General features: G+C 34.0%; 13 protein-coding genes. 4 read left to right on the forward strand and 9 right to left on the reverse strand.

Features of this window, described 5'->3' with window-relative positions; all coding sequences use genetic code 11:
- Window positions 1-186: 186 nt before the first annotated feature.
- A complete protein-coding gene (locus CXF54_RS09590; protein ID WP_101203384.1) occupies window positions 187-939 on the forward strand; it encodes a rhomboid family intramembrane serine protease in 753 nt (250 codons plus the stop codon).
- Here CXF54_RS09590 and rlmB read toward each other — a convergent pair.
- The 9 genes from rlmB to CXF54_RS09635 all read right to left on the reverse strand — a co-directional run bounded on the left by rlmB (window position 934) and on the right by CXF54_RS09635 (window position 16,877).
- Entirely contained in the window at window positions 934-1,668 is a 735-nt protein-coding gene (rlmB, locus tag CXF54_RS09595) for a 23S rRNA (guanosine(2251)-2'-O)-methyltransferase RlmB (protein WP_090841309.1), read from the reverse strand. The genes CXF54_RS09590 and rlmB overlap by 6 nt on opposite strands.
- 70 nt (window positions 1,669-1,738) lie before the next feature.
- Entirely contained in the window at window positions 1,739-3,694 is a 1,956-nt protein-coding gene (locus CXF54_RS09600; RefSeq protein ID WP_101203385.1) for a S8 family serine peptidase, read from the reverse strand.
- A 109-nt stretch (window positions 3,695-3,803) separates the two neighbouring features.
- Window positions 3,804-4,628, reverse strand: coding sequence for a hypothetical protein (locus tag CXF54_RS09605; RefSeq protein ID WP_101203386.1), 825 nt, complete (start codon window positions 4,626-4,628; stop codon window positions 3,804-3,806).
- 21 nt (window positions 4,629-4,649) lie between these two features.
- Window positions 4,650-5,459 (reverse strand): hypothetical protein, encoded by an 810-nt coding sequence (locus tag CXF54_RS09610; RefSeq protein ID WP_101203387.1) that lies wholly within the window; start codon window positions 5,457-5,459, stop codon window positions 4,650-4,652.
- A gap of 21 nt (window positions 5,460-5,480) precedes the next feature.
- On the reverse strand, window positions 5,481-6,914 hold the full coding sequence (locus tag CXF54_RS09615; protein WP_101203388.1) for a RagB/SusD family nutrient uptake outer membrane protein: 1,434 nt from the start codon (window positions 6,912-6,914) through the stop codon (window positions 5,481-5,483).
- A gap of 10 nt (window positions 6,915-6,924) precedes the next feature.
- Complete coding sequence (locus CXF54_RS09620; RefSeq protein WP_101203389.1) at window positions 6,925-9,996, reverse strand: SusC/RagA family TonB-linked outer membrane protein; 3,072 nt, start codon at window positions 9,994-9,996, stop codon at window positions 6,925-6,927.
- 427 nt (window positions 9,997-10,423) lie between these two features.
- Complete coding sequence (locus tag CXF54_RS09625; RefSeq protein WP_101203390.1) at window positions 10,424-11,833, reverse strand: SusD/RagB family nutrient-binding outer membrane lipoprotein; 1,410 nt, start codon at window positions 11,831-11,833, stop codon at window positions 10,424-10,426.
- Window positions 11,834-11,845: 12 nt separating this feature from the next.
- On the reverse strand, window positions 11,846-15,067 hold the full coding sequence (locus tag CXF54_RS09630) for a SusC/RagA family TonB-linked outer membrane protein (protein WP_101203391.1): 3,222 nt from the start codon (window positions 15,065-15,067) through the stop codon (window positions 11,846-11,848).
- Between the two features lie 118 nt (window positions 15,068-15,185).
- Complete coding sequence (locus tag CXF54_RS09635) at window positions 15,186-16,877, reverse strand: hypothetical protein (protein ID WP_101203392.1); 1,692 nt, start codon at window positions 16,875-16,877, stop codon at window positions 15,186-15,188.
- A gap of 181 nt (window positions 16,878-17,058) precedes the next feature.
- Here CXF54_RS09635 and rpsL point away from each other — a divergent pair, with 181 nt between their 5' ends.
- From rpsL to fusA, 3 genes are read left to right on the forward strand one after another with little or no spacing between them, the layout of a single operon-like run.
- Window positions 17,059-17,433, forward strand: a complete 375-nt coding sequence (gene rpsL, locus CXF54_RS09640) for a 30S ribosomal protein S12 (protein WP_028283866.1) — start codon at window positions 17,059-17,061, stop codon at window positions 17,431-17,433.
- A gap of 21 nt (window positions 17,434-17,454) precedes the next feature.
- Complete coding sequence (gene rpsG / locus CXF54_RS09645) at window positions 17,455-17,931, forward strand: 30S ribosomal protein S7 (protein WP_090841290.1); 477 nt, start codon at window positions 17,455-17,457, stop codon at window positions 17,929-17,931.
- 6 nt (window positions 17,932-17,937) lie between these two features.
- Window positions 17,938-20,064: an elongation factor G gene (gene fusA, locus CXF54_RS09650; RefSeq protein ID WP_090841288.1), complete on the forward strand. Its 2,127-nt coding sequence runs from the start codon at window positions 17,938-17,940 to the stop codon at window positions 20,062-20,064.
- Window positions 20,065-20,075 lie beyond the last annotated feature (11 nt).

The raw sequence follows: 20,075 nt of genomic DNA on the forward strand, positions 1-20,075 counted from the left end.
AAATTAAATTTTGTTTTGGCGTGCCTTTTTTGCTCATTCTTCATAAAAAAGTCAGGCTTTCACTACTCAATCTTTTTGCTTAGGCAAAAAGGATTTCAGACAACCCGTTCAATCCTTCACGCAGTATGCGACTGACATTATTGCAATACAGTAAAATTGGATAACTATTTGCTATATTGACTTTGAATGAAACCACAAGAGCCTTTTAAATTTACCATAGATGTTATAATCTATCCAATTGCATTTGTAATGTTGTTGTGGTTAATATTTGCTCTAGAGTTAAGGTTTGGGTATCCATTAAATTTTTTAGGTATTTATCCTCAAAAACTCTCAGGTTTGATTGGTGTTATATGTAGTCCGTTTATACATTCCGGAATTTCCCATTTATGGCATAATACCATACCATTATTTGTTTTAAGTACAGCGCTGTTTTATTTTTACAGGCCAATAGCTTTTAAAGTTTTACTATACGGTATTTTATTATCAGGTTTTTTAACATGGTGTATTGGAAGACCATCTTACCATATAGGTGCAAGTGGTTTAATTTATGTCTTGGCTAGTTTTATTTTTTTTAAAGGTGTCTTTGCAAAACACTATAGGTTAATAGCCTTATCCTTATTAGTGGCTTTTTTATACGGGAGTATGATTTGGAATACAATACCACTAGAAGAAGGCATCTCTTGGGAAGGCCATTTAAGTGGTTTATTAGTAGGATTAGTATTTGCATTTGTATTTAGAAAACAAATAGCAAAGCCGAAACGATATGTGTGGGAAGATCCAAACTACAATGAAGAGGAGGACGAGTTTTTACAACATTTTGATGAAAACGGTAATTTTATTGAAACCGTAGTAGAGGAGGAGTTACCTGAAAGTAATCTTCCAGAAGTAACTCTACCAGTAACTATTACTTATACGTTTAAAGAAAATAAGGAACTATAAACGTTGTCTTACAGCTTCGTATAAAAACGCACCACAAGCTACACTTACATTTAAAGATTCTATTTCTCCTAATAAAGGCAATTTAGCTTTTTCGTTTGCTATTTTTAAAATAGAAGGATTTATGCCACGTCCTTCAGATCCCATTATTATAGCACAAGGTTCTTTAAAAGAAACATCATACAATGTATTATCTGTTTTTTCTGTAGCCGCAATTACTTTTATGTCTGACGACTGTAAAAAGAATACCGCGTCTTTTATGTGATCAACTCTACATAATGGCACTTTAAATACAGCACCAGCACTAGTTTTAATTGTGTCTCCATTGACAGGAGCAGCACCTTTACTTTGTATAATTATACCATCGACACCAGTACATTCTGCAGTACGGATAATAGCACCAAAATTTCTTACATCACTTAATTGGTCAAGTAATAAAAAAAGAGGTGTTTTTGTTTTGGCAGATACCATTTCAAATAGCTCTTCAATGTCATAAAACTTGACTGGGCTAATTTGGGCTACAGCGCCTTGATGATTATTTTTAGTTAATCGGTTTAATTTTTCAACCGGTACATAAGAAGAGTTTACTCTTTTGCTTTTTAAAACGGTTTCTAATTCTTGAAACAAGTCGCCTTTAAGTCCTTTTTGTAAAAAGACTTTATCTACATGCTCTCCTGCATTTAAAGCTTCAATAATAGCTCTAAGACCAAATATTTGAGTGGTTTTTTCCATGACGCAAAGGTATAAAAAAAGAGCCTGCAAATTGCAAGCTCTTTTTTACTTAATTATAATTTTAAAAGTATTATTTAATAATTACTTTTTTATTAATTGTAGAAGTTCCTTGTTGGATACTAAAAAAGTAAAGTCCTTTAGAATATCCAGATAAATCTAATTGACCATCAATTAATGGTGTATTGTCAATAGATTCTTTTGTAAATACTTCACGTCCTTGAATATCTATTAACGAGATTTTTACTTTTCCTTCAGATACTGATTTAAAAGAATAGTTTAATGTTTCGTTAGCTGGATTAGGCCATAAAGATAAGTTGTTAGCTGTTTCAAATTGATCTGTACTTAAAGTACTTGATAAGCTTTTTCCTGTAACAATTAAAGAATAGTCTTGTAAACCATTAGTTAACGCACCTTTGTGGCTAATTGTTATCGTATACGTTCCTGCAGGTGCATTGTTAATGTCAACACGCTCAATGTTATCTACAATATTATCACCTTTTACAGCCACTCCTTGGATGTTACTTAATTGCAGTTTCCATGGTAAATAAGCCGTATTAGAGGCATCGGTTATTCTTAAGTCTAAATCGTTTACTAATGCTGGTGTAGTACTATTTATTTGATTGTCTTTTGCTGTTCCCGCAGGATCTGTCCAGCATAGTGTAGCACTTAATTTTTCCCCGTCAAGGATTGTTACTTGGGTTGTAAAGGTTTGATTAGGAGTTAATGTAGATTCAAATATTTTGGCAGCTCCAACAGTAGCATCCTGTTCAATTGCTTCAGCAGAAACCTTAGCATTCAATAAACCCCATCCAAAAATAGGATCGGGACCAGGGCTTGATCCGTTGTCATCTGCTGTGTGGCAAACCAATCCTTTTAATGATGAAGATTTCATATATCTTCCATTTAATTGGTTGTAATACTGCTGTAATAATAATAAAGTTCCCGTAGTATTAGGAGCAGACATTGACGTCCCTGTGTAAGAATCATAACTTGCGTTAGTACTGCTTATTGGAGAATAAACGTCTGTTCCATCTGCAGTAATATCTGGTTTTACTCTTCCATCATCAGATGGTCCTTGACTACTACTAGTATTTATAAACAAGTTTAGCATTTGCCCACTACCATTTGGATTTATTAAAGGGTTGTTTGCGTTGGCTACAACTAGATTGTTTTTACTGTTTTTATTTGTTGTTAGTTTGTCATAATTGTTTGCTGTTCCGCCTGTGTAAGTGTTAGAACCATCATTTCCGGCAGAAGCAACCATTAGATAATATGGTGCATTATATGCAACTTCATCCCAAGCTACAGCTTCACTGTTGTAATTTCCCATCATCCATGTTGGTGCATTTTGAGAGCCATTTACAGAAACAGGAATTCCGTAAGAATGATTTGATAATAGTAGACCGTTTGTAGTTGCTTGGTCTAAAGCTTCAAGACTGTCATTATCCCAATCAAAAGAGGTTAATGTTGCTTGCGGAGCCATACCTTTAGCAGCAGCCTGCGTTCCTTTAGCCACAATAGTACCTGAAACGTGTGTTGAGTGATTACTTTCTCCGTTTGATGCAGAAGAATCTGGTGTTGTTACTCTAGAAGAAGGCACTGTTGCATCATCTAAAAATTCTTGATGTGTAGATAGAGTAGGACCTCCATCCCATGTCGCTACATGCATATTTTGTCCTTCTAAATTTAATCCTAATCCACCTCCATTATGTAGGAAGTTGGTACGTGTAGAGATTGCCTCTGCAGCATTATCAGTGGATACATAAACTGGTTTTCCGTCTAAAATATATTTTATTTGAAATAATGTACCATTTTCATCTTTGTATTTTCGCTCAATATTGTGCGCTGTGATATAGTCTACAATTTCTTTTTCAATGGTTTTATTGGAAGCTTCCAAACGTTTTTTTAGAGCGTCAATTTTTGACGTATTATATGCGTTTGTAATCGCTTTTTTTTCTGTCTCTGTTTGGGCAAGTATTGTATTGGTAGTTAATAAAATACCAGCTAAAAGTATAAGTCTTTTCATAAAAATTTTTCTTTAAACAAATATAAAATATTTAGGTCATAATTTATTTTTTTTAACAAAAAAAAAGCCTTTGGTAAATACCAAAGGCTTTTAATAGTATATGTAAATTTTACATTTTAGTTAATGTAAATTCAGCTGTAACTGCATCTACACATTGAGATGCTTCATCATCTATGTAAATAACTTGGATAACAGTATCGTCATCACCGTCAAATTGACCAAATGTAGCTGCAGGTCCTAGTGTTGTACTACCTCCACAACCTACGCCAGTCTCTTGAAGAGTTGGTACGACTACGTTTCCACAAATAAGGCTAAATTTGAATTCTATGTCACCAAAAGAACCTAAACCAGGATATACTTGAGCAGTAAATACTCTATCTGTAGGTGTTGCTCCAACTGATACTTCGTATACACCATCTCCAAATGTTGATGAATCAAATATTCCATTTGATACAGTCGATAATGTGTATGTTCCTGTAAAAGGCGCATTAATTGGACATAACTTGATTAAGCTTAAAGTATATTGGTCTGAATCTGCAACTTGACTAGCATCACTGGTAAGATTAAAAACTACCGTTTTTCCTTCTGTAGCGGCATTATCAAAATCTGCTACAATACCATACGATGTTACTATATCTCCAGTAGGTAATACAGTGTTTGTTGTTGTTATTTCAAAATCAACACCTTCAACAGCTGTAGAAGATGCATCTATTGACATTGTGTAAGGTGTATCTGAAGATGCTACAGCTGTAGCAGAAACAGGTACATTAAACATGTTAGATGCTCCGTCTTCGACTAAAAGCGTCCCATTAGCACTAGCAAAATACAATGTGTTTGGGATATTGTTGAAATTTATGTCCGCCACGTCCCTGTTACAAGAAGTAACTACTGCTGCAACCATAAACAGATATAAAATATTTTTTAAGTTTTTCATTTTTTTATCAGTTTAAAATTATTAAAGAGGTGTGTAAACAGAAACTCCGTTTTCACCATATCCATTACAGAACCAAGATATTGTAATAACACCTGAATCAAAATCCACAGTACTAGTAGTCCCTGGTTGTTGTACAACAGTACCCCATGGGTCTGATTGGTTTTCCCAAGCAATTGTTCCACAGTTTTCGGTAAATGTTACGTCAAAACTATCTGGTCCAGTACCATAAGAAGTTGAATAAGGTCCACCGTCATATAATCCACCTGAAAAATCTTGGATAAAATAAGTAGCATCATCAACTTCTACAATTTCTACGTCTTGTGTATTTGTAGAAAAAGTTGGTAAGAAATCATGGTAACCGTAAGTTGTAGTTACACTGTACATACCAGCTAAATCAGACTCACATAATTGGATTATGCTAAGGTCGTAAGTAGCTTCAATTGGTCCATTACCTTCTAATGAAAGTAATAAGTTAGTTCCTTCTGGTGTTACACCAGCAAAGATACCTTGAACATCAATTTCTGCAAAATATTCGTTAGCAGGAATAGTTACTGAAGTTGTTGCTAAACTGTAGTCAACACCTGAAGTAGCTGTTGATGCAGCATCTACTACTACTGTAAATGTTCTATCTGAAGCACTTGTTGTGGTAGAACCAATCTGTATTGTTGCTGGTTCTTCAGCAGGTGTTACAAAATATGATCCACTTGCACCATCTGTAAAATAAGTTACATCAGGCCCAGAGTAGTTGTCTACTTCGTTATCTAAAGCACCATCCTCTTCACAAGAGAACATACCTAGCGTTATGGCTAAAAGAAATATTATTTTTTTCATTTTTATTTTATGTTTTATAAATTAATATCCTGGGTTCTGTTGGAATTCAGGGAAAGCATTTATTTCAGTTTGAGGTATTGGAAATTGGAATAAGTGGCTACCTGCAGGCAATGTTGTGAAAGTACTTGGAACTGGTGTTCCTGTTCCATCAAAAAAGTCACCATCTGTTGCACTTCTTACAACACCTTCATTCCATCTTTTAAGATCAAATAATCTATGACCTTCAGCGAATAGCTCTAATCTTCTTTCTAATTTAATTGCATCTAATAAGGCTGCTCCAGTTTCAGAAGGACTAATAAATCCTGAATATCTGTTCATTCTTACCACGTCTAAAGCAGTTAAAGCTTCCGTAAACTGTCCTAGCATTGCATGCGCTTCTGCTTTGTTAAGTTGTACCTCTGCAGCTCTAATTACTTTTGCGTCTACAACACCATTATTTTGTCCAGACTCACCAAACATTTTTGTGATTGAGTTATATAAGTTTCCAGAAGCATCTGCTTGTATTTGTGTATAAGCACCAGATGATTTTCTAACGTCTGTACTAGCATATAAATTAGCAAGTTCAAAAGATAATACGTATTCTGGTACAATTGCTCCAGCGTTAGATTGACTCCATGATGTTCCTATACTTACACCATCTAAGATTCTATCTTGATTTATTTTAAATATTACACCATCTTCACTTCCGTCTGTCCAAACAGCAGGGAAATTTGCGCTAGTTGCAACACTTGTTGTAACATCATTAGCAGCAGTAATTGCATTTAAATAGTCACCGTTATATAAATATGCTCTTGATAATAAACCATTTACAGCATTTTTATTAAATCTACCAGATCCATTGTCTGCATTAATTGTTGCTTTTACAGCTTCTAATTCACTAATAATAAAGTCGTAAGACGTCTCTACTGTAGGTCTTAATACTTGTATTGTAGGATCTGTAGATGTAATTATAGGCATACCTAATGTTTGAGAAGCTCCTGCTGATTGAGTTGGAATTTCTGAAAACACTCTCACTAAGTCAAATAAAGCTAATGCTCTAGCTGCTCTTGCTTCTGCTTCTATATTACTTCTTTCTTGTCCAGCTGGTAAATTATCTAAATTAGATAAAATTAAATTAGCTCTGTTAGTAACAACATAAGGCGCGTACATAAAACTGTAAGCAAGATTAGGAGCATGTCTCCATTCAAAAAATAGTCTATTACTTAATCTTCCTTCTTGAGCAATTATTACATTATCCGTTAAAATGTCCGGTAAAGCTAAAAATTGACCTCCGTAGTAGTTTCCACTTAAGAAACCAGAGTATACTCCTCTAATTGCTGATTCGAACTCTCCTATATTATTATAGAAAGTGTCTGGCGAAACAGAGTCGTTTGGTAATTGATCTAATTCATCCTCGCAAGAATTAAAAAGTAATATACCAAAAACTAATATTATTGTTTTAAATATGTTTTTCATAATTTTTTTTTTAAAATTTTAATTCAACACCCATCTGTAAAGACTGAGTTTGTGGGTAACTGTAAAGGTTGTAGTTACCAAAATTAACACTAGTATCAGTTTCACCTGAACCAATACCAACTTCTGGATCTCCATTAAAGTGTGGTGCGTAAGTCCATAGGTTTTGACCTTGTAAAAATAATCTTAAAGAACTAATATTTAATGTTTCAGTAAATTTACTTGGTAAAGTATATCCAATCGTTAAGTTTCTTAATCTTACGTAGTCTCCTTTTTGTAATAATCTATCAGATGTGTTACCTGCTTCGTTACCAAATAAAGGGCTTGGTAATACATTAGTATCTCCTGGGTTTTTCCAGTAGTTAAATGCATCAACTCTTTGATTTGAATCTACTCCCGTTCCATTACTTAACATGTTACCTTCTAAGTAGTTTTGAACGTAGTTACCAACTTTGTAGTATAAATCTGCTGTAAAGTCAAAACCTTTATAAGTCATGTTTAGGTTTGCACCTCCATCAAATTTAGCTATTGGAGACTTTCCTTCTAATGCTACTGCATCATCTGCGTTATATTGGTTAGTTATGTTACCGTCTATATCGTAGAAAAGAGGTTCACCGTTAGCCGGATTAACTCCAGCATAACGCACTAAGTAATACGTGTAAATTTCTTCTCCTACACGGATTATGTTATTATCACCATTAGTCGTAAGTAAAATATCTGCTCCATTTGGATCTGTTGAAGAACTTACTAATTTAGTTACTTCATTATCTAAAAATGCAATGTTACCACCAACAGTTAATGTAAAGTCACCAAAATCTTCAGCTCTAATGATGTCTGCTGAAAGTTCTAATTCTAAACCTTTGTTTGTCATTTCTCCAATGTTACTAAAAATTGAACCATCTGGCTCTCCACCTAAACTAGATAATGGTGCATTTAATAATAAATCAGAAGTTGTTCTTTCGTAGTAGTCAATTACACCTCTAATACGTCTATCAAAACCTGCAAATTCAACTCCAACACCCCAGATGTAGTTTTTCTCAAACCCTAAGTCTGAGTTTCCGTTATCTGTAGGTATAGCTGTAGAAGCACCGTTTAAACTTCCAAAGTCTAATGTTGCTACTGATGCATAAGAAGCTAATCCATTACTGTTACCTGAAGTACCAGCGGATGCTCTTAATTTTAAGTCGTCTACTATATCGCTATCAGCTAAGAAATTTTCTTTAGATAAATTCCAAGCTAAACTTCCTGACCAGAACACACCGTAACGGTTGTCAATACCAAATGTAGAAGAACCATCTCTTCTAACAGAAGCTGTAGCTAAATATTTACCATCATAGTCATAGTCTAAGAAACCTCCGTAACCTAATAAAGATCTTGTAAATAAGTTTGTGCTTGCGGCAGTTGGTAAAGTTGCAACTGCTTGTACACTTTGAAAATCATTACTAAATCCAGCACTTGATAAGCTGTAATTTCTAAATGTTCTCTTATTAAATTCAAATAAACCTGTTAAAGAAACATTATGTTTATCTCCGATTGTAGTACTGTAATTTAGTAAGTTAGTTACTGTAAGGTCTAACTCGTTAGATCCATTATCTGTTTTAATACCAGGGTTGTCAGCATCTCCTACAAATCCGTCTAATACAGATCCAGGTTTGATAAAACTTTCTCTTCTATAAGATGTATTTGTAGCACCTACTTTAAAAGTGTTTGTCCATTTGTCAGAAAGGTTAGCTACAGCAGTAATACCTCCAATTATAAATAACGTATTATCTTGTTCTGGATTGTTTATTAAAGCCTCAGAAATAGGGAAACCAGCTCTAGTAGGGTTGAAAATAGGATTTCCAGCACCATCTAAAACTTGGTTGTTATCGTCATCTAATAAAAACTTTGTTTCGTATGGGTTATAGTCATACATTGCTCTAAAAGGATTCTGAACATTGTTTCTATCTCTTGGTTCATCACTAGTAGTACCTGTAACACTAACATTAGTACTTACTTGTAACCAATCTTTAGCTTGAACATTTAAATTTAATCTACCACTTAATCTTTCAAAACCACTAATGCTTTGTATGATACCAGTATTTCTATCATGTGCAAAACTTACAAAGTAAGATGATTTTTCTGTACCACCATCTATAGATATAGAGTTGTTTTGGATGTAAGAGTTTCTTAATAACTCATCTTCCCAGTCTGTATCACGTGCTATTAAAAAGTCATATTCTTCTTGAGTAGATACTTGTGCTCCTGGAAGTGCAGCTGCATTTCCAATACCTAAAGCTGATAATTCTCTTTCATACTGAATTTTTTGAGCAGCATTCATCATTTCAAAATTGTCAGCTATTCTTTGACCATAACCAACTCTTGAGCTGATAGATACTCTAGCATCTCTATTTCTGTTTCCAGTTTTAGTTTTAATGATAACTACACCATTGGCAGCTCTAGAACCGTAAAGAGATGATGTTGCAGCATCCTTAAGGATTGACATTGTTTCGATGTCTCCTGGGTTTACAGAATTTAGATCTGGAGCAATTACACCATCAATTACATATAAAGGCGCACTTGAAGCATTAATTGATCCTACACCACGTATCCTTACAAATGCAGTTTGACCTGGCTTACCGTTTCCTGCTACTACCTGTACACCAGGAGCAACACCTTGAAGCATGTTGTCAATTGAAGTTGAGGGAGATAGCTTTGTGATATCATCGGCAGATAAAGTTGTTACTGCAGATGTTAACTGATCTCTTTTCTTAGAACCAAAACCTGTAATAACAACTTCGTCTAAAGCGTTATCAGGAGCTAAGGTCATGTTGATAGTGTTAGCACCACCAACTGTAACTTCTTTGTTACCATAACCAACATAACTGAATTGTAATTTATCTCCGACCTTAGTCTTTATCGAGTAATTACCATCAAAATCTGTTGATGTTCCGTTTGAAGTTCCGATTACTAATACTGTAGCAGACGTCAATGGTATACCATTTTCGTCAGAAACAACTCCTGAAACTGTTTTGTCTTGTGCAAACGTTATTTGCACAACAAACGCTAGAAATAGCGTTAAAATTCCACTAAACTTTGTTTTCATTTTTATTTTTATTTGAATTAGTCTGAGCCAAAAATCATAATAAAAACTTAATAAAACAACTTTTTTATCATAATATTTGATTTAGATAAGTGAATTATGCAAGGATTTGAACAATGTGTTTGCATATATTCAATAGGAGGTTGGTTGTCTTGTTATATTGGAATTCAGGCTTTTTTGTTGTGGCATTTCTGTTGAGCGTATTCTGTTGGTTTGTCGTAATATTTTGATAGTGAACTAGTAATGCTAATAATATGTTAAAGGCTTTTATACTCAAATTACTTTTTCAATTTTGTTAACCATGCTAATGTTAAGATTATATTAAATATTTTTCCTACAATATTTAGGGCGTTTTTATTTTTAATTTAATTGAATAAAAAAAGCCTCATAAGATTAACTTATGAGGCTTTTAAATATGTTTTAGGAATGATTAGTTTACATCCCAGAATATTTTAGTTGTTTGACTATCTCCACCAATTGCAGCAGAAGCAGCAGACCAGTTTGTTTCGTTCAAGTTTTGTTCGTTTACAGGATACGTGTATCTTGTTGGAACAGGATTAGAAGTTACGACAGGAAGGTTAAATGTTGGATTGTCATATTTTCTCCAAACAGTCCATCCTTCAAATCCTCTGTTGTACATAGCTAACCAGAATTGAGTACCAATTTTTTGTCTCCAGTCACCTGCAGCAGTAGCATAAGCAACAGCAGGATCAGCTAAGTAAGTTGCTAAGTCTGCAGCTCCCCAGTAATCAAAAGATGCTGTGATACCATTTGTATAGTGTTGATCAGCGGTACCACCTACATTCCATGCTCTATGACCAGCTTCTGCTAAGTAAAAAGATACTTCAGAAAAGTCTAATAAAACACCTGGTAATGTTGGGTCGTGTAAAGATGTACCGTCGTCATATCCTACGATATGAGTATAGTTCCCAAATGTATTGTTATCACCGTATATTCCACCTATGTATGTTCCTGCACCCATATTTTCATCAAAATAGGTCATTCTTCTTGGGTCTTCAAGTGTATTCATTACATCTACCAAAGTGTTAGCAGGTACAAAATCCGTACGTCCTGACTGTACTAAGTCAACCCATAATGGATTTGTATTAGGTGTAGCAGATTCGTAAGTTAATAATGCATTATCTGCATTAGATGTAAATACTCCCGCTGCATATGCAGACTCTACAGTAGATTGAGATAAAGCTGTATTGAAGTCAGATAAACGAATTCCTAATTTTAATTTTAAAGAATTTGCAAATTTGTTCCAAGCAACCATGTTACCTCCGTATATTTTGTCAGCAGAAGTAAATCCTGTTCCTACTAAATTAGGAATAGCAGCATTTATTCTATCTAATAAATCTAGGTAAATAGTTTCAGCGTCATCGTATTTTGGTAACGTTGATAGACCTAAAGCATCCGTGTAAGGAATATCTCCAAATGTATCTACCATTTGTTGCCAAGTGTAGATAGCTAATACATCTATTTGTGCAATACTTGCAGGAGATGTAGACTGAGCTCTAGCTGTTTGTAAATCTAATAATACATCTCTGTACATTTCTGACCAGTGGCTTTCTGGAATATTACGACCAACTAAGTCGTAGTTACTTTCGTCAGTATAGGTTGTTTCTGTCCAGTATTGTCCTAATAATCTAAATACATTATTGTTGACGTTAGTACTGGTCATTTGATTAAACAAACTTTTTGTAGCAGAGTTGTATAAAAAATCCGCATCAACTTGCGTTGGATTTTTAGGGTCTCTATTTAAGTCCTCATATTGTTCGTCTGATTGACAAGCGAACAATGTTACGACTGATAATATTGTTATAAATGTTTTTTTCATAATGTTTTGTTTTTAGAACTGTAACTTTAATGACGCACCTATTTCTCTGATAGATGGGTAAGAACCTGATTGGTACCCTTGAATGTTTCCTGAGCTTAAACCTGCTTCTGGATCTGCGTAAGGAGTACTTTTATCAATGATCCATAAGTTTCTTCCAATTAATGAAATTGAAGCTGCTGTAAATGGAACTTGGCTTAAAATTTTGTCATCAAACTTATAAGTAATACTTGCTTCTCTTAATTTAATAAATCCAGCGTCATAGATGTGTTGGCTATTTGCAGCTCTTGCATAACCCCATGGGTTTGCATAATTACTAGCACTAGCTCTTACTGTGTTTACTGACCCGTCAGCTTGTACACCTGGTAAAATAACTCCACCACTATCAGCACCAGTTGTAACTGGGTTTCTTACTGGGTTTCCTAATTCGTTAGTTCCTGCTGTAATATCATATAATCCTGTTGCATAACCATACCAAGTATCTAGAGAAAATACATCTCCACCTTTTTGCATATCGATTAAGAAGCTAAGGTTGAAGTTTTTGTAGTTAAAACTATTGTTTAAACCTGCAGTCCATTCTGGATTGATGTCACCAATAATTTCGTTACTTCCACTTCTTTCATAGTAACCATTTGCTTGTACGATTGGTTGACCCGCATCATTGTATACTAAGTCTGTACCTCTAATTGTTCCGTAAGGTTGTCCTGGTGTTGCATTTATTGAAATACCTCCTTGTGGTGAAGCTAACTGTAAGTTATCAATACCATCAGCAAGTGATATAACTAAACTTTTGTTTTTTGCCCAGTTTACATTAACATCCCAGCTAAAGTTTTCAGTTTTGATTGGTGTAGCGCTTAATTGAACTTCCAAACCTTTGTTTTCCATTGTACCTGCATTTAATAAAACTGAAGTATATCCTGTTGCATTTGATACTGGTACACTTGTAATTTGATCTCTGTTGGTAGTATGGTAGTAAGATACGTTAAGACCTAATCTTCTGTTGAAGAATTGTGTGTCTAAACCAAATTCGTAGTTTTCTTGTCTTTCTGGTTTAAGCTCTAAGTTGTTTTTAGACCCTGGGTTAGAGGCAATTCCTGTTCCTGAAAACGGAGTTCCAATACCATAAGTGTTAAATACATTATAGTTGTTAGTGTCAGATCCTACTTCAGCGTAGTTGGCACTAAGTTTTCCAAAAGATAACCAGTCAGCATCGATAAATTTAGAGAATACTAAACTACTTGCTACAGAAAAATATCCGTAAGTGTTATTTTCTATTGGTAGAGTAGAAGAACGGTCTCTTCTATAAGTTCCTTCTAAATAAGCAAACCCATCATATCCTAAACTTGCTCTAGCATATAAACCATCTACTTTAGATACAGCTTCATATTCAGCAGGTGCATTAATAGCATTTACACTATTTGATAAAGCATAAAGCCCAGGTAGATTTAAACCACCATTGGTTTGTGCATAAATACTACTTCTGTCATTACGTCTTAAGTTAAAACCAAGGTTTCCTTCTATGTTTAATTTTTCTGTAATGTTTTTGTTTGCAGTTAAAATAAAGTCGTAGTTGTATTCTGCTACATTATTATTATATCTACTGTATGAAGATACATTTGAACTTCCAACGTTAGTTCTTTCTTCCTGAAATTCAGAGTAAGTATCAAAAGTAAATCTTCCTAAAACACTTAACCAATCGTTGATTTCATAATCTAATGCAAAGTTACCGAAGTATCTATTTCTTTGATCTGTCTCATAGTTTTCATAGAAAGTCCAATAAGGGTTGTCAGAGTAAATAGGAGAAAGGTTTGTTGCAGATGTTGGATTCCATGTAATGTTATCTCCAGTAGCAAAATAAGCGTCTTCTAAAGCGCCAACGTCTACATTTGTTTGAAACCATTGTCTGAACTGTTGCATAACGTTATTAGCATCATAACCAGTTCCGTATCTACCTTTACCGTTTGTTTTAGTATATGTAAACGTTGTAGAGGCAGTTAGTTTTTCGTTTAAATCATGAGATGCCGAAAAGTTAATTGTGTTTCTTTTAATTTCACTGTTTGGAAGATTTCCTTCTTGTAACATGTTTGTGAAACCTAATCTGAAAGAACTAGTGTCATTTCCACCATCAAGAGATACAGAGTTTACACTTGTAGCTCCACTTTTCCATACAGAATTTGGATCATTAGCACCTGCAACCCAAGGAGTAGCTTGTTGGTAAGTATCCGTTAATTGTGGGTAAATAGAGTTCCATTGGTAAACATCTAAATTTGGGTCAAAAGCAGCACCGTAAGATGCATCTTCAGTAAACGGAGTTGTTAGATCTGGGTTACCATCTCCATCAATATCAGTATATCCAAAAAATCCAGATGGATCATCATAAAACTGTCCGTAACCAGCACCATATTTTTTCTGGTATACTGGTAAAGTTTCAGTATCTGCAGATCCAACTGTATAACTAGAATTTAAAGTTACTCCAATACCTTTTCTTTTTTTACCTTTTTTAGTTGTAATCATTACAACACCATTAGATGCTCTAGATCCATAAAGTGCAGTTGCTGCAGCACCTTTTAAAACGTTAATGGTTGCAATGTCATCAGGGTTAATATCTGATGCAGCATTACCATAATCATAACCACCACGACCTGAAACTTGGTCAGCACTGTTAGAGTTTCCGTTATCAACAGGTATTCCATCAATTACAAATAAAGCTTGGTTGTTACCTGCAATAGAAGCATTACCTCTAATTACAACGTTTGTAGATCCTCCTAATGTACCAGAAGATTTTACGTCTAAACCAGCTACTTTACCTGAAAGAGAATTAACAAAGTTTGAAGATTTTACTTTAGAAACTTCATCACCTGCAACTTCTTGAGTAGCATAACCTAAACTTTTCTTTTCTCTTTTAATACCTAAAGCGGTTACAACAACTTCGTCTAAAGTATTACCTGGTTGTAAACTAACGCTAATAGTGCTAGAAGCTCCAATTGTTTTTTCAACAGAGTCATACCCAACATAGCTAAAGTTTAATACTTGACCATTACTTGCTTGAATAGAGTAGTTTCCATCAAAATCTGAAGTACTACCATTAGAAGTTCCTTTTACAACAATTGTTGCTGAGGGCAATGGTAGTCCATTTTCATCAGTAATAGTTCCTGAGATTGTTCGTTCTTGAGCGTACGATAGACTGGCTACCATCACTAAGAACAGTGTTAAAATTCGATTTAAATTTGTTTTCATATTAATATATTAAATTAGTCTATCCCAAAAATCTAAATAATTTGTTAATAAAACAATGTTTAGGCAGTTTTTTTTAATATTAAATTAACATGAGTTAAAATGTTTGAATTATTCTAAATTAGAAGGTCGCCTTTAGGCTAATATGAATCTTAGAATTAGAGAAGTTGAAAGAGGCTTGTTCTGTTTTACCATTAGCATAAATAAATCGAAGTAATCCAGCATTGGTAAGTATTCCGAAACCAAAACCAAATCCATATAGATTTTCTTTTTGGTTTAAATTATCGTTTTTAAAGTGTGCTATATCTATAACAGAGTTAACAAAAATACTGTTGCTTAATTTGTATCTGTATTCTGTGTTTAATATGTAAAGACTGTTAGCAATTAGACTATTTTCTGTAAATCCTCGTAAAGTATTAACACCTCCAAACCTAAAAAGCTCGTTTTCGAGGTAGTTTTCTGACAAAATGAGTTGAATTATGCTTTTAATATAGAAGCTGTTATTGTTATTTAACTTAAAAATGTGGCTACCATTAAAATCTATAGAATTTTGGCTTTGGTTGTTTAATGTTGCTTGTCTTTTTCCGGTACCAAATTCAGTATTTATTTCTGTCTTTATTTTAAATAGAGGGTCTTCATTTTGTAGTTGTCTGAATTGATATCTTAATTTAAGAAAATTTGAGCTGTAATCTTCTATGTTTTCTAGGTTGTCAGATAAATGACTTGATTCTGTTGTTTCAATTCCCGCGTACAAACTTGTTTTATCATTTAATTGATAAAAAAGACTTGCTTTTTGCTTTGTGTTAATAAATGAGGAATCTCTTTTTGTTATATTAAGTGAAGCTTCTAGTCCTATAGGTGTTTTGAATAAGTAAGGAAGATTTGCGATTAAGTTGAAGTTTTTCTGTTCACTCTCATCACTTTTGTAGTCTAAGTATAAACTTTCGCCATAATTTAAATTATTAACTAGTTGTAAATTTAAGTAGCCATTAAATTCTAATTTGTTGGTTTGTTCATTTGTTGTAAATCCAATAAATCCATCAAAGTTGTTACTTGGTGTTTTTTTTAAGTATAAATATAATTGTGTTGAATCTTTTGTAAATAGTATTTCAGCAGGTTTAGTTTGAGATGCAAAACTTAAGTTGTTTAATTGAAGTGTCTTTTTGTTAATGGAAGAAAGGTTAAACGTTTTGTTTTTCTGGATTTTAAGAAATCGTTTTAGATAAGATTTAGGAAACTTATCATATCCTTTGATAATTATTTTGTTTAGTTGTCTGTTTTTTTCTTGAGTCGTGATTATTAGATTTGCTGAAAGGGTTGTGTTATTTTTTTGTTTGACATCACTAAGTTGTAAAGTGGAAAATGGTTGACCGGTTTCACTTATTATTTTATTGTACTTAATTAACAGTTTTTCTAATGCTAAATAGGGAACTTCAAAAGTGTTGTTTTTTAAGTTATCTATGTTTAGTTTAGAGAAATAGTTTTTAGACTGAAAAGTAGGGTCTATATATAGGACAACATTTTCTATTTTATTTTTGAGTGCTATTTGTGCGATATAGAGTTTGTTTTTACTATTAGTTATAGATAGTAAATGATTATTAATATAACCATTTTGTCTTAAGGTATTTTCAATATGAGATACATTTAGTTTAAGTTCTTCATAAGAATCAAATGTTGTTTTGGTATTGTATTGGCTTAATATTGAAGTTTCGTTATCATCAAACCCTATTACTTTTAATTGTAAATTTTGACTGCATAATATAGAGGCGTATAAAATGAAGATTAGACAAGTTGTATATGTTTTAAAATTCAAATTCTGTTTGATTATATGTTGAAAGTAAAATTAACGTAAAAAAGTAACTAAATAATATCTGGTGGAAATTTAATTTTAAATTCTATTGAAAATTAATGCATTAAGGTTTGATTACTTGAATTAAATCACTACATTTGCACCCCTCTTAGAGAGAGGTAACATAAAATTATATTAGAATTATATGCCAACAATTTCACAATTAGTACGAAAAGGAAGAGCCAAAATAACCAAGAAGAGTAAATCGGCTGCTTTAGATTCGTGTCCTCAAAGACGTGGTGTGTGTACTCGTGTTTATACAACGACACCTAAAAAACCTAACTCAGCAATGCGTAAGGTAGCAAGGGTTCGTTTAACAAACGGTAACGAAGTAAATGCATACATCGGTGGAGAAGGTCACAATTTACAAGAGCACTCGATAGTATTGGTTAGAGGTGGAAGGGTAAAAGATTTACCAGGAGTTAGATATCACATCGTTCGTGGTGCCTTAGACACAGCAGGTGTTGCAGGTAGAACACAACGTAGATCTAAGTATGGTGCAAAACGCCCTAAAAGTTAATTAAAAACTTAAGAAGAAGACATGAGAAAAAGAGCAGCAAAAAAAAGACCGCTTTTACCAGATCCTCGATTTAACGATCAGTTAGTAACTAGATTTGTTAACATGATGATGTGGGACGGAAAGAAGTCTGTAGCCTTTAAAGTGTTTTACGACGCAATTGACATCGTAGATACTAAAAAGACAGACGAAGAAAAAACAGCATTAGAAATCTGGAAAGATGCATTATCTAACGTTATGCCTCACGTAGAAGTACGTAGTCGTAGAGTAGGTGGAGCTACATTCCAAATTCCTAACCCAATACGTGCAGACCGTAAGGTTTCTACTGCAATGAAGTGGTTAATTAGTTTTTCTCGTAAGAGAAATGAAAAATCTATGGCACTACGTTTAGCATCAGAAATTTTAGCAGCAGCTAAGGAAGAAGGAGCAGCAGTTAAGAAACGTACTGATACTCACAAAATGGCTGAGGCAAACAAAGCATTCTCTCACTTTAGATTTTAATAAGATATGGCTAGAGATTTAAAATATACAAGAAACATTGGAATTGCAGCTCATATTGATGCAGGTAAAACTACAACAACAGAGCGTGTTCTATATTATACAGGAGTTTCTCACAAGATTGGAGAAGTACATGATGGTGCTGCTACAATGGACTGGATGGAGCAAGAGCAAGAACGTGGTATTACTATTACGTCTGCAGCTACAACTTGTACATGGAAGTTTCCATTAGAAAATGCAGAACCTACTCCTGATACAAAGGATTATCACTTTAATATTATTGATACTCCTGGTCACGTAGATTTTACTGTAGAGGTAAATAGATCATTACGTGTATTAGATGGTTTAGTGTTTTTATTTAGTGCAGTTGATGGTGTTGAACCTCAATCTGAAACTAACTGGAGACTTGCAGACAACTATAAAGTGCCAAGAATTGGTTTCGTTAATAAAATGGACCGTCAAGGATCTGACTTTTTAGGAGTTTGTCAACAAGTAAAAGACATGTTAAAGTCTAACGCGGTGCCAATAGTTTTAAATATTGGTGACGAAGAAGATTTTAAAGGTATTATTGACTTAGTTAAAAACCGTGCTATTGTATGGCATGATGAAACTCAAGGAGCAACTTTCGATGTAATCGAAATCCCTGAGGATATGAAAGAAGAAGCTCGTAAGTACCGTGCACTTTTAATTGAAGAGGTTGCAAGTTATGATGAGAATCTTTTAGAAAAATTCATGGAAGATGAAAATTCTATTACTGAAGACGAGGTGCATAAAGCGCTTAGAGCAGCAGTAATGGATATGGCAATTATTCCTATGATTTGTGGTTCTGCGTTTAAAAACAAAGGTGTTCAGTTCTTATTAGATGCTGTATGTCGTTACTTGCCTTCTCCAATGGACAAGGAAGGTATTGTTGGTATGAACCCAGATACAGAAAAAGAAGAATTACGTAAGCCAAGTGTAGACGAGCCTTTCGCTGCATTAGCCTTTAAAATTGCAACGGATCCTTTTGTTGGACGTTTAGCATTTTTTAGAGCATATTCTGGTCGTTTAGATGCAGGTTCTTACGTGTTAAATAACCGTTCTGGTAAAAAAGAGCGTATTTCACGTATCTATCAAATGCATGCTAATAAGCAAAATGCAATTGATTTTATCGAAGCTGGAGATATTGGAGCTGCTGTTGGATTTAAATCTATTAAAACAGGAGATACACTTTCAGATGAGAAACATCCAATAGTTTTAGAGTCTATGGACTTCCCTGATCCAGTAATTGGTATTGCGGTTGAACCAAAAACTAAAGCTGATGTTGATAAATTAGGTTTAGGTTTAGCTAAGTTAGCTGAAGAAGATCCTACATTTACTGTGCGTTCTGACGAGGCTTCAGGTCAAACTATTATTTCTGGAATGGGCGAATTACACTTAGATGTAATTGTAGACCGTTTAAAACGTGAGTTTAAAGTGGAAGTAAATCAAGGACAACCTCAAGTTGAGTACAAAGAAGCTATTACACAAGCTGCTGATCACAGAGAAGTTTACAAAAAGCAATCTGGTGGACGTGGTAAATTCGCAGATATTGTATTTACAGTAGAGCCAGCAGATGAAGGAGTTGTTGGACTTCAATTTACATCTGTAATTAAAGGTGGTAACGTTCCTAAAGAATTTATCCCTTCAATTGAGAAAGGATTTAAAATGGCAATGGTTAATGGACCATTAGCTGGTTTTGAAGTTGATGCGATGAAAGTTACTTTAAGAGATGGATCTTACCATGATGTGGATTCTGATCAATTATCTTTCGAATTAGCAGCAAAGTTAGGATTTAAAAACTGTGCTAAAGCTGCAAAAGCAGTAATCATGGAGCCTATTATGAAGCTAGAAGTTATTACTCCAGAAGAAAACATGGGTGATATCGTAGGAGATTTAAATAGAAGAAGAGGTCAAGTTAGTGATATGGGAGATAGAGCAGGTGCAAAAACTGTAAAAGCTACTGTACCATTATCAGAGATGTTTGGATATGTAACAACATTAAGAACATTATCTTCTGGTAGAGCTACTTCTACAATGGAATTTTCTCACTATGCTGAAACACCTTCAAATATTTCTGAAGAAGTAATCAAAGCAGCTAAAGGCGTTGAATCGTAAATCTTAATAAA

Origin of the sequence: Olleya sp. 1-3 (genome assembly GCF_002836085.1) — a bacterium.
Taxonomy (GTDB): Bacteria; Bacteroidota; Bacteroidia; order Flavobacteriales; family Flavobacteriaceae; genus Olleya; species Olleya namhaensis.